This is a genomic window from Bacteroides congonensis, assembly GCF_900130125.1.
GTDB lineage: Bacteria > Bacteroidota > Bacteroidia > Bacteroidales > Bacteroidaceae > Bacteroides > Bacteroides congonensis.
Genome location: NZ_FQXY01000011.1, coordinates 1,606,485 through 1,631,550, shown reverse-complemented (window position 1 = coordinate 1,631,550; position 25,066 = coordinate 1,606,485). Strand labels below are relative to the sequence as shown.

The following is a 25,066-nucleotide window of genomic DNA, read 5'->3' as shown; positions in this document are numbered from 1 at the left end:
TTGCGGCATGAAAGAATATCGTTTGACTGATTGGTTACCCACTACTAAGAAAGAAGTAGAACTTCGCGGATGGAATGAATTGGATGTCATTCTCTTCAGCGCGGACGCTTATGTAGATCATCCTTCTTTTGGCGCTGCTGTTATAGGGCGTATTCTCGAAGCGGAAGGTTTGAAAATAGCCATCGTACCTCAACCTAACTGGCGTGATGACTTGCGTGATTTCAAGAAACTGGGACGTCCCCGTCTGTTTTTCGGTATCTCCGGCGGATGTATGGACTCCATGGTAAACAAATATACAGCCAACAAACGACTGCGTAGTGAGGATGCTTATACCCCGGACGGTCGCCCGGATATGCGTCCGGACTACCCTTCTACCGTTTACAGTCAAATTCTGAAAAAGCTTTATCCCGATGTTCCCGTTATCTTAGGCGGCATTGAAGCTAGCATGAGGCGGTTAAGCCATTATGACTATTGGCAGGACAAGGTACAAAAAAGCATTTTATGTGACAGCGGCGCGGACTTACTCATTTATGGAATGGGTGAAAAGCCGATTGTAGAGTTAACCCGGAAAATGAAAAGTTTACTTCTAACAGAAGAAGCTTCATTAACCGCCAACGACTTTAAAAAGATTATTGGAACAATCCCTCAGACAGCCTATCTTTGCCGCGAGACAGAGTGGACTTCCGATGCGGAAGATATCCAACTTTATTCACATGAAGAATGTTTGGCGGATAAGAAGAAACAAGCGGGCAATTTCCGGCATATTGAAGAAGAGTCCAATAAATACGCGGCTGCACGTATCACGCAGGCTGTGGGAAACAAGATCATCGTAGTCAATCCCCCTTACCCACCGATGAACCAGGAAGACCTGGACCATTCTTTCGATTTGCCATATACCCGCCTACCGCATCCTAAATATAAGGGAAAGCGGATTCCGGCTTATGATATGATTAAGTTTTCCATTAATATCCATCGGGGATGCTTCGGTGGCTGTGCTTTCTGTACTATTTCCGCACATCAGGGAAAGTTCATCGTCAGCCGTAGCAAAGAGTCTATTCTGAAAGAAGTAAAAGAGGTTATCCAGTTACCGGACTTCAAAGGATATTTAAGTGACCTGGGTGGCCCTTCGGCTAATATGTATCAGATGAAAGGGAAAGATGAATCTATTTGCAAGAAATGCAAACGCCCGTCATGTATTCATCCGAAAGTTTGTCCGAATCTAAACTCCGATCATCGCCCGTTACTGGATATTTATCATGCGGTAGATGCTTTGCCCGGCATTAAGAAATCCTTTATCGGCAGTGGAGTACGCTATGATTTGTTACTTCATCAAAGTAAAGACCCTGAAACGAATCGCAGTACTGCTGAATATACTCGCGAACTGATTATCAATCACGTTAGTGGGCGTCTGAAAGTGGCTCCCGAACATACCAGTGACCGTGTATTATCCATTATGCGCAAACCATCTTTCGAACAGTTTACAACATTCAAGAAAATATTCGACCGTATTAACAGAGAGGAAAATCTGCGTCAGCAACTGATTCCTTACTTCATTTCTTCGCATCCGGGTTGTAAGGAAGAAGATATGGCGGAACTTGCCGTTATCACCAAGCAACTAGACTTTCATTTGGAACAAGTGCAGGACTTCACTCCTACTCCGATGACAGTAGCTACCGAAGCATGGTATACCGGTTTTCATCCATACACGTTAGAACCGATATTCAGTGCTAAAACCCAACGGGAGAAACTTTCTCAACGTCAGTTTTTCTTTTGGTATAAACCGGAAGAACGGAAGAACATCATTAATGAGTTGAGACGGATTGGACGTTCTGACTTAATAGATAAATTATATGGAAAAGGGAAAGAAGTAGTACAAAACAAAATCAGAGGTAAAAGATAAATAGCCAGAACCGCCTGTCTATTCCTCTTTTACCGGCAATGCCACAATCTCCTGCAACACACTGACTGCTGTCTCTACATTCGATACATCCTTAATCAGCATACTCCGTTTTCCATTTTGCTCGCGAAGATCACATCGGCGTGTATATTTCATCATATAGTCTATCACCTTACCGAATGCCTGGCTCTGATAGAACGGACTATCCGGGTTGGACACAAAGAACAGGATCATGCGTCCGCCTTTCAGGAATATTTTTTCCGCTCCCAAACGTGCAGCCAAGCGACGGAGAGGAACGATACGCAGTAACTCTTGTGTTTCCGGTGGAACAGGGCCGAAACGGTCTTCCAGTCGGGAACGGAAGGCATCTACCTCCTTGTCTAATGTCAGACCATCCAGTTCGCGATAGAGTAACATGCGTTCGCTGCTACCGGTTACATAATTGGCAGGCAACAAAAGTTCGAGATCGCTTTCCACCTGACATTCATCAACAAATCCTTCACCACTAATCTGTCCTTCGCTTTTGATTTCATCTGCATACAAATCTGCAAACTCGTCGTTCTTCAGTTCATGGACAGCTTCGGAAAGAATCTTCTGATACGTTTCATATCCCAAATCCGCAACAAATCCACTTTGCTCCGCACCGAGTAAATTTCCGGCTCCACGAATATCCAAATCCTGCATGGCAATATGGATTCCGCTTCCAAGGTCACTAAAGTTCTCGATTGCCTGAAGTCGTCGTTTTCCTTCTGCGGTAAGGCTACTCAATGGCGGAGCCAACAGATAGCAGAAGGCTTTCTTATTGCTACGCCCCACTCGTCCACGCATTTGGTGAAGGTCGCTCAATCCAAAATTCTGGGCTTGATTGATAATGATCGTATTGGCATTCGGAATATCAATACCACTTTCAATGATAGTTGTCGCCAGAAGTACATCATAATCATAGTTGACAAAGTCTAAAATGATTTTCTCCAGTTGCGACGGTTCCATCTGCCCATGTCCGATTGCTACACGGCAATCCGGGATATGACGTTCGATCATCGCTTTTAATTCCGGCAGATTGGCGATTCTGTTATTGACAAAGAAAACCTGACCGTTACGGCTCATTTCAAAATTAATCGCATCCGTGATTACTTCTTCATTGAAGGTGTGTACTTCGGTCTGAATCGGATAACGGTTGGGCGGCGGAGTAGAAATAACACTCAGGTCACGCGCACCCATCAATGAGAATTGAAGTGTACGGGGAATCGGGGTAGCGGTCATTGTCAACGTATCTACATTCACTTTTAGTTGACGCAGCTTCTCCTTTACAGAAACTCCGAATTTCTGTTCCTCGTCAACAATCAGCAGTCCCAGGTCCTTAAACTGGACATCTTTTCCCAAGATACGATGCGTACCTATAAGGATACCGATTTCCCCGTCTTTCAATCCTTTCAGAACCGCTTTGGATTGTGCGGCCGTACGTGCGCGACTTAGATAATCTACCCGGCAAGGCAATCCTTTGAGACGTTCGCGGAATGTCTGGAAATGCTGGTAGGCAAGGACTGTTGTCGGCACCAGGACAGCTACCTGTTTATTATCGGCTACCGCTTTGAAGGCGGCACGGATAGCAACCTCTGTTTTACCGAAACCTACGTCTCCACAAACCAAACGGTCCATCGGACGGTCACTTTCCATATCCGCCTTGACCTCGACAGTCGCCTTACTCTGATCCGGTGTGTCTTCATAAATAAAAGATGCTTCCAACTCACGTTGTAAGAAGCTGTCGGGACTATAGGAAAATCCTTTTTCCTGCCGACGTTGCGAATACAGCTTAATCAAATCACGGGCAATATCCTTTATCTTGCTCTTTGTGCGTTCTTTCAGCTTCTCCCATGCACCCGTGCCCAATTTATTCAATCGCGGAGCTTCGCCTTCCTTGCCTTTATATTTAGAAACCTTATGCAGGGAATGAATAGAAACAAATACCACATCTTCATTCTGAAAGACCAGCTTCAGAACTTCCTGCGTAGTATCTCCATTCGGAATACGTACCAAACCTGAGAAACGTCCGATACCATGATCCGTATGAACGACATAATCGCCTGGAGTGAACTGGTTCAATTCTTTCAAAGAAAGAGCCACTTTTCCCGAACGTGCTTTATCACTCTTCAGATTATATTTATGGAAACGGTCGAACAACTGATGGTCTGTAAAGATACAGAGCCGTAAAGTGTTATCTACAAATCCTTCGTGAATGGTACGTTCAACAGCGGTGAATTGTATCTTGTCACCGCGATCCTCAAAAATAACCCTGATACGATCCGTCTGTTTCATACTGTCGCTACAGATGTAAAGCGAATATCCTTTCTCCAGATAATCTTTGAAAGAACCTGCTACCAAATCGAAATTCTTATGAAAGATAGGTTGGGCGGAAGTGCTGAAAGTGATACTGGCATTCGGCGTACCGGTCGGCTTGTTGCCAAATTCCAATCGGCGGAAATCAAGTGCACGTACCGTAAATTCACTACCGTCTATCAACTTTCCTTCCAATGTAATCCCCCCGTTCTCTTCGGCTTCCTGAACAGCTATCGCCTGCGGCGTCAACGCATCATCATGCACCACCTGTATCCGTTCACGCAACCAAAGGAAATCACGCATTGCCAAAGTCGTGTCTTCCGGGATAAAATCAAGGAAAGAAGTAGTCACATCACCTGTCACAGCCAAATCGGGTACAATAGACACCCCGTTTTTCTTTTCACGGGATAACTGGGTTTCCACTTCAAAGGTACGGACGCTCTCTACTTCATCGCCAAAGAAGTCGATACGATAAGGATATTCCGAAGCAAAAGAGAAGACGTCGATAATGCTGCCGCGAACGGCATATTGTCCCGGTTCATATACATAATCTACGTATTCAAAGCCATAACTATGCAAAACATCCGTTATAAATGTGGTATCCACTTTCTCGCCGACGTTCAGTTTCAACGTTTTGCTACTCAGTTCCTTGCGAGATACGACTTTCTCAGCCAACGCATCCGGATAAGTTACGATACACAATCCCTTCTCCCCTTTCTGCAGGCGGCTAAGTACTTCCGTACGAAGAATCTCATTCGCTGCGTCTTTCTGCCCATATTTGATGGAACGACGAAAGGAAGAGGGAAAGAAAAGTACCGTCTCCGCACCTAATATCTGCGTCAGGTCGTGATAGAAATATCCGGCTTCTTCAAGATCACCTAAAATAAACACAAACGGGCAACCACCCTCTTGCACCAATACAGAAGAAAAAAGGGAAGCAGCAGATGCACACAGTCCACCACAAAAGATAGTTTGAACAGAAGTGTCCTTCAACAAGCGCTTCATAACTGCCGTATTGGGGTGGGCAGCATATTGTTGTTGCAACTCAGTTATTGTCATACCTATTAAGAATTTCACCGCAAAAGTACAAAAAATAATGGGAGTATATACTCAAAGGTTGGAAGTATTATAAAGGGAGATTCCCAATGAAATATAGCACACGTTAAATTTTCCTTAGTTCATCTATAACTAAAGGAAAAGAGCTACTTTTGTTTCTAAATTTTATAGTATCTATATGCAAACATCGGATAGCATCGTAATTATCCCCACCTATAATGAACGGGAGAACATAGAAAATATCATCCGTGCCGTTTTCGGACTTCCCAAAGTATTCCATATTCTGGTAATAGAAGACGGTTCCCCGGACGGAACGGCAAATATAGTCAAAACCTTGCAACAAGAATTTCCCGAACGTCTTTTCATGATTGAACGTAAAGGGAAACTGGGACTGGGAACCGCCTATATCACCGGTTTCAAATGGGCACTGGAGCATACCTACAAATATATCTTCGAAATGGATGCCGACTTCAGCCATAACCCGAACGACCTTCCCCGTCTGTATCAGGCTTGCTCGGAACAAGACGGAGATGTGTCTATCGGCTCCCGTTATGTCAGCGGAGTGAACGTAGTGAACTGGCCGATGGGACGGGTACTGATGTCCTATTTCGCATCCAAATATGTGAGATTCATCACAGGCATTCCCGTACACGACACGACTGCCGGATTCGTCTGCTACCATCGTCAGGTACTGGAAACGATTGATTTAGACCATATTCGTTTTAAAGGATACGCTTTTCAGATTGAAATGAAATTCACCGCTTATAAATGCGGCTTCAAAATCATCGAAGTTCCTGTTATCTTCATCAACCGCGAGTTGGGTACATCCAAGATGAATAGCAGTATCTTTGGAGAAGCCATATTCGGTGTGATTAAATTAAAAGTAAATAGTTGGTTCCATAAATTCCCGCAAAAGAAATGAAACGTACACTGATTCAAAATGCCGTTATTGTCAACGAAGGAAGAAAAGTACTGGGTTCGGTTGTAATCGAAGACGAAAAAATCGCCGAAATATTGGCAGGTGAAGAGAAAGCAACCGCGCCTTGTGATGAAATCATAGACGCAACCGGATGTTACCTGCTTCCGGGTGTCATCGACGAACATGTACATTTTCGTGATCCGGGACTGACTCATAAAGCAGATATTACCACAGAAAGCCATGCCGCAGCAGCCGGTGGCGTCACTTCCATCATGGATATGCCGAATACCAATCCGCAGACAACCACTTTGGAAGCCCTGAATGAGAAACTTGCTTTATTGGGCGAGAAGTCGTCGGTCAACTATTCTTGCTACTTCGGAGCGACCAATAATAACTACACCCAGTTTGCGCAACTGGACAAGCACCGCGTTTGTGGCGTGAAATTGTTTATGGGTTCGAGCACTGGAAATATGTTGGTAGACCGCATGGCCAGCCTGCGTAATATATTCGGTGGAACCGATTTGCTTATCGCCGCCCATTGCGAAGACCAGGGAATCATCAAAGAAAATACGGATAAATATAAAAAAGAATACGGAGACGATGTACCGTTGGCTCTCCATCCGCTTCTCCGCTCAGAAGAGGCCTGCTACCGTTCTTCCGAACTAGCTGTGAAACTGGCACATGAAACTAACGCGCGTCTGCATATCATGCATATCTCCACCGCTAAAGAATTGAGCCTGTTCTCCAACGCTCCTTTGGCACAAAAGAGGATTACGGCAGAAGCCTGCGTTTCCCATCTACTCTTTACAGAAAAAGATTATCAGACATTGGGGGCGCGTATCAAATGTAACCCTGCCATCAAGACAGCCGAAGACCGGAAAGCATTGCAAGAAGCAGTCAATAACGGTCTTATTGACGCTATTGCAACAGATCATGCTCCGCACTTGCTCAGTGAGAAAGAGGGAGGAGCTCTGAAAGCCATGTCCGGTATGCCGATGATTCAGTTCTCATTAGTCAGTATGCTTGAATTAGTTGACAAGGGGGTATTTACTATTGAAAAAATGGTAGAAAAGATGGCTCACGCACCTGCACAAATGTACGATATACAAAATCGCGGATTCATTCGTAAAGATTATCAGGCAGACCTTGTTTTGGTACGCCCTGACAATAAGTGGACAGTAACAACTGACTGTATTTTAAGTAAATGTAAATGGAGCCCGTTGGAAGGTCATACCTTCAACTGGAAAGTGGAGAAAACATTTGCAAACGGACATTTGTTATATAACAACGGAGAGATAGACGAAACTTATCGCGGACAAGAGTTAAGATTCAGATAAATTACAATTCGTCACTGATAGCCTATGAGTAGTACTGTTATATCTTACAAAATACATAACGTCACCCCATACATCAACTGGATTTACTTCTTCCATGCATGGGGATTCCAACCACGCTTTGCAGCCATCGCCAACATTCATGGATGTGATTCCTGTCGTGCCATGTGGCTGGCCAGCTTCCCCGAAGAAGAGCGTAGCAAAGCCGCCGAAGCCATGCAATTATTCAAAGAAGCCAACCGGATGCTGGACGTGCTCGACCGTGACTATGAAGTAAAAACAATCTTCAAACTCTGCAAGGCAAATTCCGATGGAGATAACCTGTTGATTGAAAAGGAAGAAGGACGGTTCATCACCTTCCCCTTGCTTCGCCAACAAACGCCTAAAAAGGACGGTAGTCCCTTTGTTTGTTTAAGCGACTTTATTCGTCCGTTATCTTCCGGCATCCCAGATACCATCGGTGCTTTTGCTTCTTCTATCGACGCAGATATGGAAGGACTGTATGAGCAGGATCCATATAAGCATTTACTCGTCCAAACCCTCTCCGACCGCCTTGCGGAAGCGGCTACGGAAAAGATGCATGAGTATGTACGAAAAGAAGCATGGGGATATGCCAAGGATGAAAATTTAGGTATGGCAGATTTGCTGGTTGAGAAATACCAGGGAATCCGTCCGGCAGTCGGTTATCCTTCTTTGCCGGATCAATCCGTCAACTTCCTGTTGGATGAGCTCTTAGATATGAAACAGATAGGTATTTCGCTGACTGAAAACGGAGCAATGTATCCTCACGCATCCGTTTGCGGACTGATGTTCGCTCACCCGGCAGCCGAATATTTCTCTATCGGCAAGATTGGTGAAGACCAACTCGAAGATTATGCCCGTCGCCGGGGAAAGAGTGTGGAAGAAATCCGTAAATTCCTGGCAGCCAATTTACAATAGCTTCCGTTTACTGTGATTTTCCTCCTTTTCTCACGACTAACTAACCAAAAAAGCAATCATAAACTCCATGAGAGAACGAGCAACAGAGGCAAATAACCCCATTGAGCAAGAGTTCTTGTCGGTCATCCGCGAATATGAGCGGGTTATCTACAAAGTATGCTATCTGTATGCCAATCCGAACGCTCCTCTCAACGATCTCTATCAGGACGTGATACTGAATATTTGGAAAGCTTTTCCCAAATTCAGAAAGGAGTGTAAGATTTCTACATGGATTTACCGTATTGCTCTCAACACCTGTATCAGTTTTTATCGTAAAGAGAAAAATGTACCGGAAATCGTCAGCCTTACCCATGAGATTGACTGGACAAGCGAAGCACACGACCCGATCAATGAAATGCTGAAACAGCTCTACCGGATGATTAACCAACTGGGGCAACTCGACAAATCAATTATCCTGCTTTATCTCGAAGATAAAAGTTATGAGGAAATCGCAGAAATCACCGGGCTGACCGTGACGAATGTAGCGACCAAGCTAAGCCGTATCAAAGACAAACTTAAACGAATGAAAAAGGAGGAATAAGATATATGGAACTGGAAGAACTGAAAAAATCCTGGAATGCCCTCGATGAGCACTTGAAAGACAAGGAGCTTATCAAGGAAGAAGAACTTTCGAAGCTGATAGGACATGCCGACAAAGGTATCCATGCCATTGCCAACCTGAATATCAAGCTGATCCTGATTTCTCTGCCGGTATTAATATTGTTTTTAGCGGAAGTATTGTTGCACAACCGTTTAAATCCAATCTATATCATCATTCTTCTTGCCTGGATTCCGGCACTTTGCTGGGACATTGTCACCACGCGTTTTCTCCAACGGACTCAAATAGACGAAATGCCGCTTGTGGAGGTGATTGGTCGTGTCAACCGTATCCATCGGTGGACTATCAGAGAACGATTGTTTGCCATTATCTTTCTTCTGATATTGGCAGTACTTTCATTCATTTATTGGCAAGTATGGCAATATGGAATAGGTATGATACTCTTTTTCTTCCTGTTATGGGGTGGCGGACTTGGCTTGATCCTATGGATTTACCGCAAGAAATTCCTTAACCGTATCCACGAAATCAAAAAGAACCTGAGCGAATTAAATGAATTGATATAAAAAAGAGACTCTAAATATATTAACTCCGAATCAGCATGTTACAACGTTTATTCATATTCCTGCTATTGTTTCTGATCCTGCCGGATATTTATCTGTATCTTCGTTTTATCGTCCGGCTCACAACAAAGCGATGGTTACGAATCCTCTATTGGATACCGACTACCCTTATCCTCGCGGGACTGGTATATCTGGTATTTTTCGCCAATAATCCTTTCTCCGAAAGCCACACAAGGGACATCGGATGGTATTCTGTCTTCTTCTTCCTTTTTGCGGCTCCCAAGTTACTACTGGCTCTCTGCACTGTCATCGGGATTCCTTTTCATAAATGGCTCCGGGTACCACGTACTCCGTTTATCTGTACAGGATTGACATTAGCTGTCCTCTGTATTATTATGATTCTCTACGGTTCTTTCATCGGACGAAGCCAGTTTGAGGTCAAAGAAGTCACCTACTCCTCGCCTCGCCTTCCCCAAGCTTTTGACGGATACCGCATTGTACAACTTTCAGACCTACATATCGGTAGTTGGATAGGAAATGCACCTGACATCGAAAGAATGGTGAACCAAGTAAACGCCCAACAGCCCGATCTTATTGTCTTCACCGGAGATTTGGTAAATCATCGTGCGAAGGAATTGGATGGTTTTCAGGAAATCCTTGTCCGATTGAAGGCTAAAGACGGAGTTTACTCTATCTTGGGAAACCACGATTACGGCCCTTATTTTCGTTGGAAAAGCAAGCAGGAGCAAGATGATAATCTGATTGATTTAGAGCAAAGGCAGGCAGCTATGGGATGGAAACTGCTGAATAACTCACATTCCATCCTAATTCAGGGAAATGACAGTATTGCCCTTATCGGAGTAGAAAATGAAGGTGAACCGCCTTTCTCCCAACATGGTGATCTCGCCAGGGCAAAAGCCGGTACTGACGGTATGTTCCAAATACTGTTAAGCCATAACCCAACGCACTGGCGGCGGGAAGTGTTACCCAAATCGGACGTAGATTTAATGTTGGCAGGACATACCCACGCCATGCAGCTTCAATTCGGTAGCTACTCTCCTTCTGTTTACGTCTATCCCGAATGGGGTGGAATGTATCTGGAAGGCACACGTGGCTTATATGTCAATGTCGGCATCGGTTATGTAGGATTACCTTTCCGCTTTGGCGCATGGCCGGAAATAACGGTGCTTACCCTACGACGGTAAGCACACTTTTTCCATTCACTTTCTTATGTACCTGTACCTGAACGGAAATCCGTTCACTCATTTCCTGTACATGAGAAATCACTCCGATTTTTCTTCCTTGCATTTGCAGTTGTTCCAATGCTTCCATAGCTGTCCGCAGACTTTCCGCATCCAAAGAGCCGAATCCTTCATCAATGAAAAGAGATTCCACTTTCAGATTATTACTGGATAAGGACGACAGCCCCAATGCCAATGCTAAAGAGATCAGGAAGGACTCTCCCCCGGAAAGGGAATATACAGTCCGCACCTCATCACACATATCACAGTCAATGACCTGAAGTGCCAATGTGCCGGGAACTTGCTGTAATTTATAGCGTTTGGAGAGATAGGACAAATGCTTGTTGGCATGAAGCAATAGTAAATTCAAGGTATAACTTTGTGCGATAACCTTGAATTTCGCCCCGTCTGCACTTCCAATCAGCTTGTTCAGTTTCGCCCAGCGTTCGGCAACAGTCTGTTTTTCAGCCAGTTCTTTGGCAATCTTTTCTACCATTTCCTTATTCTTTATCTGTTGTAGCAGGCGGGCTTCAATAATAGAAAGGGTTCGTTCCGTATTCAGATTTTCGTCCTGCTGCTTCTTGATTATTTCGGGAAGCTGCTCAGGGAATTCAATCTGTTTCTGTTGTTCCTGTAATTCCCCAATAGCTAAAGTTATTTGCTTTATTTCTCCTTGTAACCCGAAAAGACGATTTTGTACTGTCTCTACTTCTCTGCGCGCTTGTTCCAAAGCAAGATTCAACTCTTTTTCTCTTCGTGCTACGGCAGCTTCCGCTTCGTCCGCACTCTTGCCTTTCAATAAGACCGAACGTTCCTTCCGCAATGTGTTCAATGCCTTTTCTATCACTTCAAACCGCTTCTGTTCGGCCGCGACTGCATTTTGCAAAATAGCCAGTTGTTCTTTGGCAGACGATACTTTCTGCATTGCCAAACGGCATTGGGAGACATTTTCCCGCAGAGCCTCGCAATGGGCACGCATTTTCTTAATCTCTTCATCGCTATGTTGCCATTCCGCATAAAGATTACGGTACTCTAAAATGAGCTTAGCCAACTCTTCCAGGCGATGTTGTATCTGTTCTTCGTTACCAACATCCAGACCTTCTTTCTGTAATGCAGCCAACTGTTCACGTACCTGTCTTTCAATCGTTTTCTGATGTGCCAAATCACGTTGCAGAGCAATACTACGGTTATTGTTCTGTTGACAAGCAGCTACCGCCGTGTTATATTCCTGCTCTATATTCCGAAAAAGAGTGTCTATTACCTCGTGTTCCTGATGATAAGGATGCGATGTACTACCACAAACCGGACAGGCTTCACCTTCCTGCAACTGCTGACGCAGAGCCTTCACATCTTTTCCTACCGCCATACGGGCATTTTCATAAAGCCGTTGGACTGTTTTCAGTGCAGTCTCTTGTTCTGCCAGTTGCTTTAAACAATCAGCCGTCTCTCTCTCTAACTTTTCGATTTCCACCTTGGCTTTCGTTTGTGTTTCCATTAACTGCCGGATGGTCTGCTGACGTATCCGTTCTTTCTGCAACTTCACTTGTTCTTCAGCCAATGACGGATAGCCAAAGGAGTTCAATCGTTCCAGCCGTTCTTCATTCACCTTTACTCCGGCATTCAGCATCTCTTCTTCCTGCCGCAAGATTTTCTCCACCTGTTCAAGTTGCAGAGATTCTTCCGCCCCTGTATGATTCAACAAGCGATTTAAAGAATGAAAAGATAATTGCAGGTGTTCCGTAGCTGTCCGCATCTTCTTTTCCTGTTCTGCCACCTGCCCGCAAGCAGCCTGCAAAATCTGTTGCGCCTGCGTATATCCATCTTGCTGTGACTGTATCTGCACATCCAACTGACGCGCTTTCTTCAAATCCGGCTGTATGGCTTCCCATTGAGTTTTAAAGCGTACCAGTCCTTCTTCTTGTGAGGCAAGCCTTTCCAAAGACATTTTCAACCTTGCATTCTCCCCTTGCTCCTCTTCCTGTTTCTTCTTCCGAAGTTCTTCCTGCGTCTTTAATGACCGGACAATATTCAGTTGCGCATTCTGCTCGGCAAGCAATTTAATTCCTGCCGCACGCTTTTCAACCAATGACTCTTTTTCTTCGTGCAAAGCCAACAGTTCTTCTTCCGGTATCAGTTCAATCACACTCATTCTATTATGAATCAGAGCCACTTCCTCCTGTGCAGCTTTGTTCCGGACGAAGATTTCCTGTGAGATACGCGAATACACGCCTGTCCCCGTCAGTTTTTCAAGTAATTCCGCCTTTGCCGCTCCTTTTGATTTCAGAAAGGTGGCAAAATCATTTTGAGCCAACAGTACCGTACGGGTAAACTGTTCATACGTCAAACCGATCAAATCGACCAATTGAGCCAACAGTTCTTTTTTAGTACCTTGAAATTCTTTCTCCGTATCCAGTTCTCTCACTTCCAACACTTGTGATTGCAAAGAGCCGCTCACTTTATTTCTTGTCCGCCTTACTGACCAATGGGAACGATAGCGACGTCCGTCTACTCCTAAGAAATCGACTTCCGCATAACCGTCGCTCGTTCCGCGACGCAACAGGTTTCTGACATCGGACTGGTTAATCTGATTATCTCCCACATCCGTCAGATTTACACTTTCCACCGAAGTGGCAAAACGGGGCGCTTTATCGTATAATGCCAGACACAACGCATCCAACAAAGTAGATTTACCTGCTCCCGTAGGTCCCGAAATGGCGAAAATACCTGCTGAATGTAAAGGTTCGGATGTAAAATCCACTTCGACAGTTCCTTCTATCGAAGTCAGATTCTTCAATCGTATCGCTAATATTCTCATCCTTCTTCCTCCTCTTCTTTACGGGTAGCAGCCAAATAGGCTTCCTGAAACAAGTCTGTCAATTCTTCAGGCATTTCTGCCTGATAAATTTTCTCAAAGGCAGATCGGGCAATTTGTAAAGGAGACATTTCCTGCAATCCCCCTTTCCAGTCCGTCTCCTCTTTTTCCACCTTTCCCGCATCATTGTAGTACGTGGAAACAATACGTGCCAACCGGTAGTTTTTATCCGCCAAGGCTTCCTCTATCTCTTGCCGGAGCATGGGCTCCGGTTCTTCCAACAGTACCTTCACTTCCAAATAGGGTGCAATTTCCTCTGCTACGGGTAAATCTTTCAAAGCATCCAATACAACCTCCGGCAATGCAGGTTCTCCATTCGGCACACTCACCAAAGGGACTGACTTCGGACATTCAATCCGTTCTATATCTACCGCACAACCACCATCAAAAGTTACCATCACCACTCCATGATGATAATGTTTCTCTGCAAAAGACATCGGAATGGGACTTCCTGCATAGCGTACATTCTCCCGTCCGGATACCCGCTGGGCTTTATGAATATGCCCCAACGCCGTGTAGGCTATCTGCTCGGAAAAGGCATCCGGCGACACACATTCCAAACCGCCAATGACCGTACGCTCACTATAATCTTTCTCTGCAATCTCCGATCCGGTAGCCTGCAAATGCCCGATGGCCAGAATCGACTGATTGGCTTTTCTCCGCTTCCATAACCTTTGCAGAAGTTGCGCATAAAGTTCGCGAACTCCTTCCGCATACTGGTTACCTTCCGTCTGCACTGCCGGATAATCTCCCTGACGCAAGAAAGGAACGGCCATGCAAAGCAATTCAACTTCCCCCATCCGGTTTTTCAGTTCCACACACAGATGGTCGTAATCTATCTCTCCACCCGCCAGTTTGCGCACCACTCCTCTGACCTCTGTCCTCATAGCCTGCAATAGAGGCAGGGGAGCTTCCAGACGTGCCGCCGAATCATGATTACCGGCAACAATCACAATCTGCAAGTTCGGATTCTCCGCCGTCACATGGTAAATAAACCGATAATACATGCTTTGGGAAGCAGCCGAAGGATTGGAGACATCAAAGACGTCTCCGGCTATAACCAATGCGTCAATTTCTTTCTGACGAATTTCTTCTGACAACCAATTCAAAAACATCTCATGTTCTGCAGCACGGTCATAGCCGAAGAACGTTTGTCCGAGATGCCAGTCGGCAGTATGTAATATACGTATCATATTTTTGTAACTATCTCTAATAACAAGAGACAAAAATAACACAATCGAAAAGATAAAACGGCATTTGAATCTCTTTTTTACCAATAATCATGTATATTTGCAGGATAAAAATCCAACCCTATGAAGATACTGTACTATATTTATCAGATTTGCATCGCTTTGCCTATTTTATTAGTGTTGACCATCCTCACGGCACTCGTCACTATTGTAGGTTCACTCTTGGGTGGAGCCCACTTCTGGGGATATCATCCGGGGAAAATATGGTCACAATTAATTTGTCTTTTCCTGTTGATTCCCGTGAAAATTCACGGGCGTGAAAAGTTGCATGACAAAACGTCCTATATCTTCGTACCTAATCATCAGGGGTCATTCGATATATTCCTGATCTATGGCTTCATCGGAAGAAACTTCAAGTGGATGATGAAAAAGAGCCTGCGCAAATTACCATTCGTAGGAAAGGCTTGTGAAAGTGCAGGGCATATTTTCGTCGACCGTTCCGGACCGAAGAAAGTATTGGAGACTATCCGACAGGCAAAAGACTCTCTGAAAGACGGGGTTTCTTTAGTGGTTTTTCCGGAAGGGGCACGTACTTTCACAGGGCATATGGGGTATTTCAAGAAAGGAGCTTTCCAGTTGGCCGATGATTTACAGTTGGCAGTGGTGCCTGTCACCATCGACGGTTCATTTGAAATTCTACCACGTACAGGGAAGTGGATACATCGTCATCGTATGATTCTGACCATTCACGACCCTATTCCACCCAAAGGAAAAGGTATGGATAATATCAAAGCTACTATGGCAGAGGCTTATACCGCGGTTGAAAGTGCACTTCCCGAAAAGTACAAGGGTATGGTGAAAAACGAAGATCAAGATCGGTGATACAGATACTAAATGTGGGGATACTCACGTACCCCCACATTCCTAACCAGTTTTTATGCATTAAATTATTAAAACTAGAAATTTAGATATTTTGATATGTGATAATTTGGTTAGACATCATTTGTAATTCCTGAAAAGTCAGGCTAAAAGCCTTCTTTATTTCTTTCTCAAGACTTTCCAGCGAGAAAGATTCATCTTTCATACCATTTATCCTACCTTTAAAACGGTTGTTATATTGACTACGGAATGTATCAGGGGTAACCAGTCCCCCCAGTCCGTAATCTCCTACTACAATCACCGGTTTCCGGCGCGCCACCCCTTCATACGCTGTAATCCCCGATCCGATAATCAGATCCGCCTCTTCAATCAGCTTACCTGTTTCACTTCCCGAAGATATATAAATTGTTTGATATTCCGGGCTTTCACTCAATAAAACTTCCACTCTTATTTTTATACGGGGATTAGCAATCCCAACAACAATGCAGGCTTTCTGTTCCACAAGCTGCAAATTACTCTCCTTATAAGAAGAAGTAACGGATAACTCATTAAAATTTTTCATATAGCTATTTGGTTTTTGTCTGCCCAAAAGTACAGCATATATCGAAAAACGCCAAAAAAGTCACCCGGACAAATTTAGTATACAGAACAAAACTTAAACAACTAATAATCAATAAAATACAAATACTATTTAAAAACAGAACCGGACAATTCATTTTTTATTTATCAAAATCCGCCCAAATAAACAGCCAAATCATCTTGTGAAGAAATACCCAAACGCCCTTTTAACCTTCCCTTTGCTTTAGTTACAGAGTCAGAAGAAGTTTGGAAAATACGTGCCAGCTCTTCATTATTCAGTCCAAACTTGAGGAAGCAACAGATTTCAAGATCACGTTTAGTCAACGAAGGAGTTTTTTCAAGTAAACGGGTTACATAATTACAGTAAAGCAAATCGAACAAGCTGAATAATTTATAACGCTCCCCAGCCGACAATTTACCTCTCAGCGTACCCTCCCTTATAGCGAGCAATAAACGAAAAGCTGATATATATTGTTCGGAAGAGGTTCCTACTGTCAATTCTCCCCCTAATTCCTTGAGCAGTCCCGATAATGTCTTATTCTGCATGCTCAAAAGAATGATTTTACCATTCAGTTCACCAACTTTCAGTCGGGTTTCTTCGAGCATCCTGTTCTCTTCCAACATTCGCTCCTTTGATTTCTGAATTTCATCTATTTCCTGCTGATAACACTTTATTTGTTCCTCATTTTCTTTGATTTGCGATTCAATTTCGATAATTTTATTCTTATGTTCCCTATTTTTACAATAATAATAACACATGCAAAAAGCTACTATCAGAAAAGAGGCTACACTCCACAAGGCAAAACTTGTATACTGTATCTTCATCCGCAAATTATCATTCCAAAGCTTCACTTTCTCATATTCTTTCTGCAAACGGACAATCAATTCGCCGGAGTTAACCTTTTCCATCGCATTAGTAATGGAATCCGCCTTCTCATGATAAATTATGGCTTCTTCAAAATTATCAATATCTTTTTCCAAAAAATACAAATAAGTATAAGCATCAATCCGTGTATATGGATGGGTAGCATTCATACTCAGCTTCAGATATTTCCGTGCATCCTGTATTCTTCCCATCTGCATATACAGATAGCCCAAAGACAAACATTCCATATACTTCTTCTCCTCATCAGTTTCTTTCTGATATGCAGACAGAAAATAAGGTTCGGCAGCATCCAAATTCCCCATTGAACGGTATAATATTCCCAGTTCATGCAGAATAGAAATCTCGAATGGATATTTCTTCAGTTCAGTTAACTCTAAAGCATATTTATAATAATAATAACTACTGTCCCACTGATTCTCAAACAAAAAGGAACGTGCCATATGAAGGCTGGATCGCACGATTCCCATAGAATCGCCCAATTGTTTGTGCATGGCAAATGCCTCCCGAAAATCTTCTAAAGCTTCGGCATGTATTTTTTGTTTTCGTTTTACTTTACCCGTTTCTTCAGCGACCAATGCCAGTAGTTCATCGTTTCGGACACTTGCAAAGTATTCTTTTGCAGAAAGGAAATAGCCCAAGGCTTCTTCGGCCTTATCAGACTCCAACAACACCCGTCCGTAATAAAACTGAGCCTTTGCACGCATAAAGGGTTCTCGCTTATCCGGCATATAGTATTCCAAAGCCAATACCATCAATGAATCAGAACTAAATTTCATATAATTCTTATCCATAGCCTCCGTCATCAGCAACGCATAATCAGCCCCTGCCTTGCCACGCAGGTTCTCCGGATTAGGTATTGAATTTAAAATATACAAGGCTGTGTCCGGGCAGATGTCCATATACTCTTCCACTTTGGAAAAAGTCCTGTTGAGGACATCCGAATCCTTATGACACGAGATTAATAAGATAGAAATAAAAAAGAAAGCGGCAAATACAGAAGTAGTCGTTTTCATTTTTCTTGAGTTTTACGCAAAAATACGCAAAAAACTCAAAGTTTACTTATTTGTCGGAGTATTTTGTTCCAAACGTTGATGCTCTTCTATCAATTTCATATTCTCTTTCGCTTTGGAAAGGAACTCACGCACGAGTTTATTACTCTTAAAAGAATAAGGGGCATCTTTTATTATATCATCTATCTGGGGAGTCATAACAGGATATGGCAAGGAACTGCAAAGCATCATGAACACACTCGGCCCGAGCACATTCTCATAATTGGTCGAGATGAAAGTTTTTACATACTGGTTCATTTCTTTCATCAGTGAATCGCCTTCCACCATGAGTTGTGAATGAATCTCTTCCAGATCGCCACCGTCCATCACCATGCGGGTTTCTTTCTGTTCCAGTTCACCGATGCTTTCTTCCAGCTTATTTCTTTTGTCGATGAACTCATACAATGCCACGTTCAGAGGTGTACCCACTGCTTTCAGGTCGGTATTGCTGATAGTTACCGTAATCTTGCCTTTTTCCAGCACAATCGGCATGATGCTTTCATTATCCATGTAGAGCGTTACCATCTGCACAGAATCTATTTTCCCTTTCATAGAGAATCCTCCATGCACCACTTCAGCGGAATCCAGTTTTACCCATTCGCCGTCGTTCAGGGATTTAAGATACAACATTTTTCCATCCAGACTGTTTACTGAAGATGTTCCTTCAATCTTGTACTTACTGGTGCAAGAAGCCAGAAATGGAAGCAAAAGCAAAAAAGGCAAAATTTTATTCACGTTCATCTATTCATTAAAATTCTGTGTGCAAAGGTACAACTGATTCAGAATTCAAGGAAACATTTTATCAATATTTAAATCTTGTAAGTCTCTTTTCTTTAATAATCCTTATAAACATACGTATAAGCGATTTTTTTTCATTTAGATTACCTAATTTTGCAGTTATGAAAACATCGACTTATGCCCCTTTTGCCAAACCGCTTTATGTGATGGTAAAGCCAGTAGGTGCCGTATGCAATCTTGCATGCGATTATTGCTACTATCTGGAGAAGGCAAATCTATACAAAGACAATCCGAAACACGTAATGAGCGATGAACTTCTTGAAAAGTTTATCGACGAGTACATCAACTCACAGACCATGCCGCAGGTGCTTTTTACCTGGCACGGGGGAGAAACGCTGATGCGACCGCTCTCTTTCTACAAAAAGGCGATGGAACTGCAAAAGAAGTATGCCCGGGGACGTACGATCGACAACTGTATCCAGACCAACGGAACAATGCTCACCGATGAATGGTGCAAGTTTTTCCACGACAACAACTGGCTGGTAGGTGTCTCTATCGACGGGCCGCAGGAGTTTCACGACGAGTACCGCAAAAACAAGATGGGAAAACCTTCTTTTGTGAAAGTAATGCAGGGCATCAATCTGCTGAAAAAACATGAAGTGGAATGGAATGCAATGGCTGTTATCAATGACTTCAATGCCGACTATCCACTGGATTTTTACAATTTCTTCAAAGAGATAGGCTGTCACTATATTCAGTTTGCTCCCATCGTAGAGCGTATCCTGCCGCATCAGGACGGACGACACCTCGCCTCTCTTGCAGAAAACAAGGAAGGAACGTTGGCTGACTTCTCAATCACTCCCGAACAGTGGGGCAAGTTCCTCTGTACTCTTTTTGACGAATGGGTAAAGGAAGATGTAGGCAACTACTACATACAGATATTCGACTCTACCCTTGCCAACTGGATGGGCGAACAGCCTGGAGTATGTACAATGGCAAAAACCTGTGGACATGCCGGTGTGATGGAATTTAACGGAGACGTTTATTCCTGTGACCACTTTGTGTTCCCCGAATATAAATTGGGAAATATCTACAACCAAACACTCGTGGAAATGATGCATAGCGAACGCCAGCATAACTTCGGAAACATGAAATATCAGTCTCTTCCGGTTCAATGTAAGGAATGTGAATTCCTCTTTGCCTGCAACGGGGAATGTCCGAAGAATCGTTTCAGCCAAACATCGGAAGGCGAACCCGGCTTGAATTACTTATGCAAAGGATACTATCAGTTCTTCAAGCATGTAGCTCCATACATGGACTTCATGAAAAACGAACTGATGAACCAACGTCCACCGGCAAATATTATGGAAGCCCTGAAGAACGGAACATTCAAAGCAGAATAATCAGAAACAGAACATATTAACAATCATATATTTAACTTTTATCACTTAATTAATGAATAGACTAAGACTTTATTTATTGGCGCTGACTGCGCTGATCGTATGTTCCGCCAAGGCGGATGAAGGTATGTGGTTATTGCAACTGATGCAGCAGCAACATTCCATAGATATGATGAAAAAACAAGGTTTAAAGTTGGAAGCCCAAGATTTATATAATCCCAACGGTGTATCTCTAAAGGATGCTGTCGGCATATTCGGTGGGGGATGTACGGGAGAAATCATCTCACCGGAAGGTCTGATCCTGACAAACCATCACTGTGGTTATGCTTCCATCCAACAACACAGCAGCGTTGAACACGATTATCTGACCGACGGTTTCTGGGCTACTTCCCGAGATAAGGAACTTCCTACTCCGGGACTAAAATTCACCTTTATCGAACGTATTGAAGATATTACCGATATTGTCAACGCAAAAATCGCCGCTAAAGAAATCACCGAATCAGAATCATTCACAGGTGCGTTTCTTCAGAAACTGGCAGAAGAACTTTACTCTAAAAGTGATCTGAAAGATAAAAAAGGAATTGTGCCGCAAGCACTTCCGTTCTATGCCGGAAATAAATTCTATCTGTTTTATAAGAAAATATATCCGGACGTACGTATGGTTGCCGCACCGCCTTCTTCTATCGGTAAGTTCGGCGGTGAAACGGATAACTGGATGTGGCCGCGTCACACAGGTGACTTCTCCATGTTCCGTATCTATGCAGATGCTAATGGTGAACCGGCAGAATACAGTGCAGACAATACTCCTCTGAAAACCAAGAAACATTTGTCTATCTCCATCAAAGGTCTGAAAGAAGGAGATTATGCAATGATCATGGGATTCCCCGGAAGTACAAGTCGTTATCTGACTGTATCGGAAGTAAAAGAACGTATGGAATCTGAAAACGAACCGCGTATCCGTATCCGGGGTGCCCGCCTGGCTGTCCTGAAAGAAGTAATGAATGCCAGCGACAAAATCCGTATCCAGTATGCCAACAAGTATGCCGGTTCCAGCAACTACTGGAAGAACTCCATCGGAATGAACAAAGCGATTATTGATAATGACGTGCTGGGTACAAAGGCTGCGCAGGAAGCTAAATTCGCAGAATTTGCTAAAGCAAAGAACAATGCCGAATACGCAGAGGTAGTAAAGAAAATAGATGACCTGGTAGCTAAAACCGCTCCTCTCAACTATCAGTTCACTTGTTTAAGAGAAACATTCTTCGGCGCTATCGAATTCGGTAGTACCCTATTATCCAAAACACGGGAAGCACTGGTAGAAAAGAACGACTCTTTAATCAACGCACGCATAGAAGCTCTGAAAGAAACCTATGACGGTATACATAATAAGGACTACGACCACGAAGTAGACCGTAAGGTAGCCAAAGCTCTGTTCCCGCTTTACGCAGAAATGATTCCGGCTGACCAGCGTCCGTCTATCTACAAGGTGATCGAACAGAAATACAAAGGCGACTATGACAAGTTTATCGACGATATGTATGACAACTCCATCTTCGCCAACCGTGAAAACTTTGAAAAGTTCATCAAAAAGCCGACAGTGAAAGCTATCGACAACGACCTGGCTTTACAATATTGCCAATCTAAATATGACTTGTTCGAGCAAATCGTTTCACAACTGAAAGATATGGATCAGGAACTCGCCTTGCTGCACAAGACCTATATCCGTGGCCTTGGCGAAATGAAACTGCCTGTACCTTCTTATCCGGATGCTAACTTTACCATTCGCCTGACTTATGGTAACGTGAAACCTTATGATCCGAAAGACGGCGTACACTACAACTATTACACTACTACCAAAGGTATTCTTGAAAAAGAAAACCCGGAAGACCGTGAATTTGTTGTACCTGCCAAACTGAAAGAACTGATAGAAAAGAAGGATTACGGACGTTATGCTTTACCGAACGGAGATATGCCTGTTTGCTTCCTCTCTACCAACGACATTACCGGTGGTAACTCCGGCAGCCCGGTATTGAACGAAAACGGAGAACTGATCGGTTGTGCTTTTGACGGCAACTGGGAATCATTGAGTGGTGATATTAACTTCGACAACAACCTGCAACGCTGTATCAACCTGGATATCCGTTATGTCCTGTTCATCCTTGAGAAATTGGGCAACTGCGGACATCTGATTAACGAAATGACAATCGTAGAATAAATGAGAAAACAAATCCTATTTACCATCTTTTCACTGGCAACTCTCAGCATCCACGCCGACGAAGGCATGTGGATGCTAACCGACCTGAAAACTCAGAATGCAGTTGCCATGCGTGAACTTGGTCTTGAAATTCCTGTCGAAGAGGTATACAACGCAAACGGTCTTTCTCTGAAAGATGCGGTTGTACACTTTGGCGGTGGATGCACGGGAGAGGTTATTTCTTCCGAAGGACTGGTTCTGACAAACCATCATTGCGGTTATGGAGCTATCCAGCAGCATAGCAATGTAGAGCATGATTACCTGACTGAAGGTTTTTGGGCTATGAACCGCGAGGCGGAGCTTCCTACTCCGGGACTTACCGTCACATATATCGACCGTATTCTCGATGTGACCGATTATGTCACCGAGCAATTAAAGAAAGATCCGGATCCAGAAGGAATCAACTACCTGTCACCAAGCTATCTTAGCAAGGTAGCAAAACGTTTTGCCAAAGCCGAGAATATAGAAATTACTCCCGCCACCAAACTGGAGCTTAAGGCTTTCTATGGTGGAAACAAATACTATATGTTCATCAAAACGGTGTACAGCGACATTCGTATGGTGGGTGCGCCCCCTTCTTCCATTGGTAAATTCGGAGCAGATACGGATAATTGGATGTGGCCGCGTCACACGGGGGACTTCTCTCTTTTCCGTATTTACGCGGATAAAGATGGAAAACCGGCAGCCTATTCTAAAGACAACGTTCCTTTGAAAGTAAAGAAACATCTGACTATCAGCCTTGCCGGAGTACAGGAAGGTGACTTCACCTTTGTCATGGGATTCCCCGGACGCAACTGGCGATACATGATTTCCGATGAAGTGGAAGAACGTATGCAGACTACCAACTTCATGCGTCAGCATGTACGTGGGGCCCGTCAAAAGGTACTTATGGATCAAATGCTGAAAGATCCCGCCGTACGTATTCATTATGCCAGCAAGTATGCATCATCTGCCAACTATTGGAAGAATGCCATCGGTATGAACGAAGGTCTGGTACGTCTCAACGTATTGGATACCAAACGTGCACAACAAGAAGAACTTTTGGCACGTGGACATGAAAAAGGAGATGATTCTTATCAGAAAGCTTTCGATGAAATCCGTTCTATCGTAGCTCATCGCCGTGATGCTCTCTATCATCAGCAGGCTATTAATGAAGCATTGGTAACAGCCCTTGATTTTATGCGTATTCCTTCTACAATGGAAATGGTTGCTGCCTTGAAATCTAAAGATAAAGAGAAGATAAAAGAAGCAAAGCTAAACCTGAAAAAAGAAGCTGATAAATATTTTGCCAATGTTCCTTTTCCGGAAGTGGAGAAAATGGTCGGCAAAGAAATGCTGAAAACTTATGCCAAGTATATTCCGACAGAACAGCGGATTAATATCTTTGAGATTATCAATTCACGTTTTAAAGGTAATATCGACGCATTCGTCGATGAGTGCTTCGAACATTCCATCTTCGGCAGTCCCCAAAATTTTGAGAAGTTTATCAAAAAGCCGAGCTTGTATAAAATAGGATACGACTGGATGGTATTATTCAAATATTCCATTACCGACGGGATACTGAAAACGGCTATCGCCATGAAAGAAGCGAATCAGAACTACGACGCCGCTCACAAAGTATGGGTGAAAGGCATGATGGATATGAGACAGGAAAAAAGTATTCCTATTTATCCGGATGCAAATTCTACTTTACGGTTGACATACGGTCAGGTACTTTCTTATGCACCATTTGACGGTGCTGTTTATGATGCCCATACCACCCTTAAAGGAGTAATGGAGAAAGAAGATCAGGGAAACTGGGAATTTGTTGTACCTCAAAAACTGAAAGAGTTATACGCAGCCAAAGACTATGGGCGCTATGGCAAAAACGGTGAAATGCCCGTCTGCTTTATTGTAAACACTGACAATACAGGCGGAAACTCCGGTAGTCCGGTCTTCAACGGTAAAGGTCAGTTGGTAGGAACTGCTTTCGACCGTAACTTTGAAGGATTGACGGGCGACATTGCTTTCCGTCCTTCATCACAGCGTGCCGCCTGTGTCGATATTCGCTATACACTCTTTATCATAGATAAATTTGCGGGAGTTTCCCATATCATTGATGAATTGACTATTGCGGAATAATTAGAAATATCATTCATAAAGAAGAAATGGATAATGAAGCCTGATTCGCTCATTATCCATTTTTCTTTTGTTCGTACCTTCATTTTGTGTTTTTCGATACGTAAAGTCCCCTCTTTTACATTACAAGATAATATTTTCAAGATTACTATTTTGTGAACAAAAACAGTTTTTTCCCGTTATATTAATGAAATAGAATTTATATTTGCAGTCTTCAATG

17 protein-coding genes are annotated in these 25,066 nt (G+C 43.5%); 11 read left to right on the top strand and 6 right to left on the bottom strand.

Going from position 1 to position 25,066, the window contains the following annotated elements:
• Positions 1-7: 7 nt before the first annotated feature.
• The gene (locus BQ7997_RS23890; protein WP_073348312.1) at positions 8-1,900 is read left to right on the top strand and encodes a YgiQ family radical SAM protein; all 1,893 of its coding nucleotides are present in this window, start codon (positions 8-10) and stop codon (positions 1,898-1,900) included.
• 18 nt (positions 1,901-1,918) lie between these two features.
• Here BQ7997_RS23890 and mfd read toward each other — a convergent pair whose 3' ends face one another.
• Complete coding sequence (mfd, locus tag BQ7997_RS23885) at positions 1,919-5,293, bottom strand: transcription-repair coupling factor (RefSeq protein ID WP_073348311.1); 3,375 nt, start codon at positions 5,291-5,293, stop codon at positions 1,919-1,921.
• Between the two features lie 175 nt (positions 5,294-5,468).
• On the opposite strand from mfd, the gene BQ7997_RS23880 reads away from it, so the two are divergent.
• The 6 genes from BQ7997_RS23880 (at position 5,469) to BQ7997_RS23855 (ending at position 10,845) form a co-directional block, all read left to right on the top strand.
• On the top strand, positions 5,469-6,212 hold the full coding sequence (locus BQ7997_RS23880) for a polyprenol monophosphomannose synthase (protein ID WP_073348310.1): 744 nt from the start codon (positions 5,469-5,471) through the stop codon (positions 6,210-6,212).
• Positions 6,209-7,546 carry a dihydroorotase gene (locus BQ7997_RS23875; protein ID WP_073348309.1) on the top strand — a complete coding sequence of 446 codons (1,338 nt, stop codon included), beginning with the start codon at positions 6,209-6,211 and terminating at the stop codon, positions 7,544-7,546. Before BQ7997_RS23880 ends, BQ7997_RS23875 begins: the two co-directional genes overlap by 4 nt.
• A gap of 24 nt (positions 7,547-7,570) precedes the next feature.
• Positions 7,571-8,482, top strand: a complete 912-nt coding sequence (locus BQ7997_RS23870) for a vitamin B12 dependent-methionine synthase activation domain-containing protein (RefSeq protein ID WP_073348308.1) — start codon at positions 7,571-7,573, stop codon at positions 8,480-8,482.
• Positions 8,483-8,549: 67 nt separating this feature from the next.
• Positions 8,550-9,062 (top strand): RNA polymerase sigma factor, encoded by a 513-nt coding sequence (locus BQ7997_RS23865; protein WP_022139515.1) that lies wholly within the window; start codon positions 8,550-8,552, stop codon positions 9,060-9,062.
• Between the two features lie 5 nt (positions 9,063-9,067).
• Positions 9,068-9,643: a hypothetical protein gene (locus BQ7997_RS26260; protein ID WP_044654584.1), complete on the top strand. Its 576-nt coding sequence runs from the start codon at positions 9,068-9,070 to the stop codon at positions 9,641-9,643.
• Positions 9,644-9,678: 35 nt separating this feature from the next.
• Positions 9,679-10,845 (top strand): metallophosphoesterase, encoded by a 1,167-nt coding sequence (locus BQ7997_RS23855; RefSeq protein WP_073348307.1) that lies wholly within the window; start codon positions 9,679-9,681, stop codon positions 10,843-10,845.
• On the opposite strand, the gene BQ7997_RS23850 is transcribed toward BQ7997_RS23855, so the two are convergent.
• Both BQ7997_RS23850 and BQ7997_RS23845 read right to left on the bottom strand, forming a co-directional pair.
• Positions 10,829-13,696: an AAA family ATPase gene (locus tag BQ7997_RS23850; protein WP_073348306.1), complete on the bottom strand. Its 2,868-nt coding sequence runs from the start codon at positions 13,694-13,696 to the stop codon at positions 10,829-10,831. The two genes, BQ7997_RS23855 and BQ7997_RS23850, sit on opposite strands and share 17 nt — an antisense overlap.
• Positions 13,693-14,946, bottom strand: coding sequence for an exonuclease SbcCD subunit D C-terminal domain-containing protein (locus BQ7997_RS23845; protein ID WP_073348305.1), 1,254 nt, complete (start codon positions 14,944-14,946; stop codon positions 13,693-13,695). Before BQ7997_RS23845 ends, BQ7997_RS23850 begins: the two co-directional genes overlap by 4 nt.
• A 120-nt stretch (positions 14,947-15,066) precedes the next feature.
• On the opposite strand from BQ7997_RS23845, the gene BQ7997_RS23840 reads away from it, so the two are divergent.
• Complete coding sequence (locus BQ7997_RS23840; RefSeq protein WP_073348304.1) at positions 15,067-15,825, top strand: lysophospholipid acyltransferase family protein; 759 nt, start codon at positions 15,067-15,069, stop codon at positions 15,823-15,825.
• Positions 15,826-15,907: 82 nt separating this feature from the next.
• Here the strand turns inward: BQ7997_RS23840 and BQ7997_RS23835 are convergent, their stop codons facing one another.
• The 3 genes from BQ7997_RS23835 to BQ7997_RS23825 form a co-directional block, all read right to left on the bottom strand.
• Complete coding sequence (locus BQ7997_RS23835; protein ID WP_022139521.1) at positions 15,908-16,384, bottom strand: hypothetical protein; 477 nt, start codon at positions 16,382-16,384, stop codon at positions 15,908-15,910.
• 164 nt (positions 16,385-16,548) lie between these two features.
• Positions 16,549-18,300 (bottom strand): tetratricopeptide repeat protein, encoded by a 1,752-nt coding sequence (locus tag BQ7997_RS23830; RefSeq protein WP_073348303.1) that lies wholly within the window; start codon positions 18,298-18,300, stop codon positions 16,549-16,551.
• A gap of 42 nt (positions 18,301-18,342) precedes the next feature.
• Positions 18,343-19,077, bottom strand: coding sequence for a DUF4369 domain-containing protein (locus BQ7997_RS23825; RefSeq protein WP_073348302.1), 735 nt, complete (start codon positions 19,075-19,077; stop codon positions 18,343-18,345).
• A gap of 158 nt (positions 19,078-19,235) precedes the next feature.
• Here BQ7997_RS23825 and BQ7997_RS23820 point away from each other — a divergent pair, with 158 nt between their 5' ends.
• Genes BQ7997_RS23820 through BQ7997_RS23810 form a run of 3 tightly spaced genes read left to right on the top strand, consistent with a single transcriptional unit; the run spans position 19,236 to position 24,849 of the window.
• The gene (locus BQ7997_RS23820; protein ID WP_073348541.1) at positions 19,236-20,477 is read left to right on the top strand and encodes an anaerobic sulfatase-maturation protein; all 1,242 of its coding nucleotides are present in this window, start codon (positions 19,236-19,238) and stop codon (positions 20,475-20,477) included.
• A gap of 52 nt (positions 20,478-20,529) precedes the next feature.
• On the top strand, positions 20,530-22,689 hold the full coding sequence (locus tag BQ7997_RS23815) for a S46 family peptidase (RefSeq protein ID WP_044656246.1): 2,160 nt from the start codon (positions 20,530-20,532) through the stop codon (positions 22,687-22,689).
• A complete protein-coding gene (locus BQ7997_RS23810; RefSeq protein ID WP_073348301.1) occupies positions 22,690-24,849 on the top strand; it encodes a S46 family peptidase in 2,160 nt (719 codons plus the stop codon).
• The last annotated feature ends 217 nt before the right edge of the window (positions 24,850-25,066 follow it).

Bases quoted from the DNA above. Each gene is read 5' to 3' on its own strand.
- BQ7997_RS23890 (WP_073348312.1), top strand. From the start codon at position 8: ATGAAAGAATATCGTTTGACTGATTGGTTACCCACTACTAAGAAAGAA.
- BQ7997_RS23865 (WP_022139515.1), top strand. From the start codon at position 8,550: ATGAGAGAACGAGCAACAGAGGCAAATAACCCCATTGAGCAAGAGTTC.
- BQ7997_RS23850 (WP_073348306.1), bottom strand. From the start codon at position 13,696: ATGAGAATATTAGCGATACGATTGAAGAATCTGACTTCGATAGAAGGA.
- BQ7997_RS23870 (WP_073348308.1), top strand. From the start codon at position 7,571: ATGAGTAGTACTGTTATATCTTACAAAATACATAACGTCACCCCATAC.
- BQ7997_RS23820 (WP_073348541.1), top strand. From the start codon at position 19,236: ATGAAAACATCGACTTATGCCCCTTTTGCCAAACCGCTTTATGTGATG.
- BQ7997_RS23825 (WP_073348302.1), bottom strand. From the start codon at position 19,077: ATGAACGTGAATAAAATTTTGCCTTTTTTGCTTTTGCTTCCATTTCTG.
- BQ7997_RS23875 (WP_073348309.1), top strand. From the start codon at position 6,209: ATGAAACGTACACTGATTCAAAATGCCGTTATTGTCAACGAAGGAAGA.
- BQ7997_RS26260 (WP_044654584.1), top strand. From the start codon at position 9,068: ATGGAACTGGAAGAACTGAAAAAATCCTGGAATGCCCTCGATGAGCAC.
- BQ7997_RS23855 (WP_073348307.1), top strand. From the start codon at position 9,679: ATGTTACAACGTTTATTCATATTCCTGCTATTGTTTCTGATCCTGCCG.
- BQ7997_RS23815 (WP_044656246.1), top strand. From the start codon at position 20,530: ATGAATAGACTAAGACTTTATTTATTGGCGCTGACTGCGCTGATCGTA.
- BQ7997_RS23830 (WP_073348303.1), bottom strand. From the start codon at position 18,300: ATGAAAACGACTACTTCTGTATTTGCCGCTTTCTTTTTTATTTCTATC.
- BQ7997_RS23840 (WP_073348304.1), top strand. From the start codon at position 15,067: ATGAAGATACTGTACTATATTTATCAGATTTGCATCGCTTTGCCTATT.
- BQ7997_RS23810 (WP_073348301.1), top strand. From the start codon at position 22,690: ATGAGAAAACAAATCCTATTTACCATCTTTTCACTGGCAACTCTCAGC.
- BQ7997_RS23880 (WP_073348310.1), top strand. From the start codon at position 5,469: ATGCAAACATCGGATAGCATCGTAATTATCCCCACCTATAATGAACGG.
- BQ7997_RS23845 (WP_073348305.1), bottom strand. From the start codon at position 14,946: ATGATACGTATATTACATACTGCCGACTGGCATCTCGGACAAACGTTC.
- mfd (WP_073348311.1), bottom strand. From the start codon at position 5,293: ATGACAATAACTGAGTTGCAACAACAATATGCTGCCCACCCCAATACG.
- BQ7997_RS23835 (WP_022139521.1), bottom strand. From the start codon at position 16,384: ATGAAAAATTTTAATGAGTTATCCGTTACTTCTTCTTATAAGGAGAGT.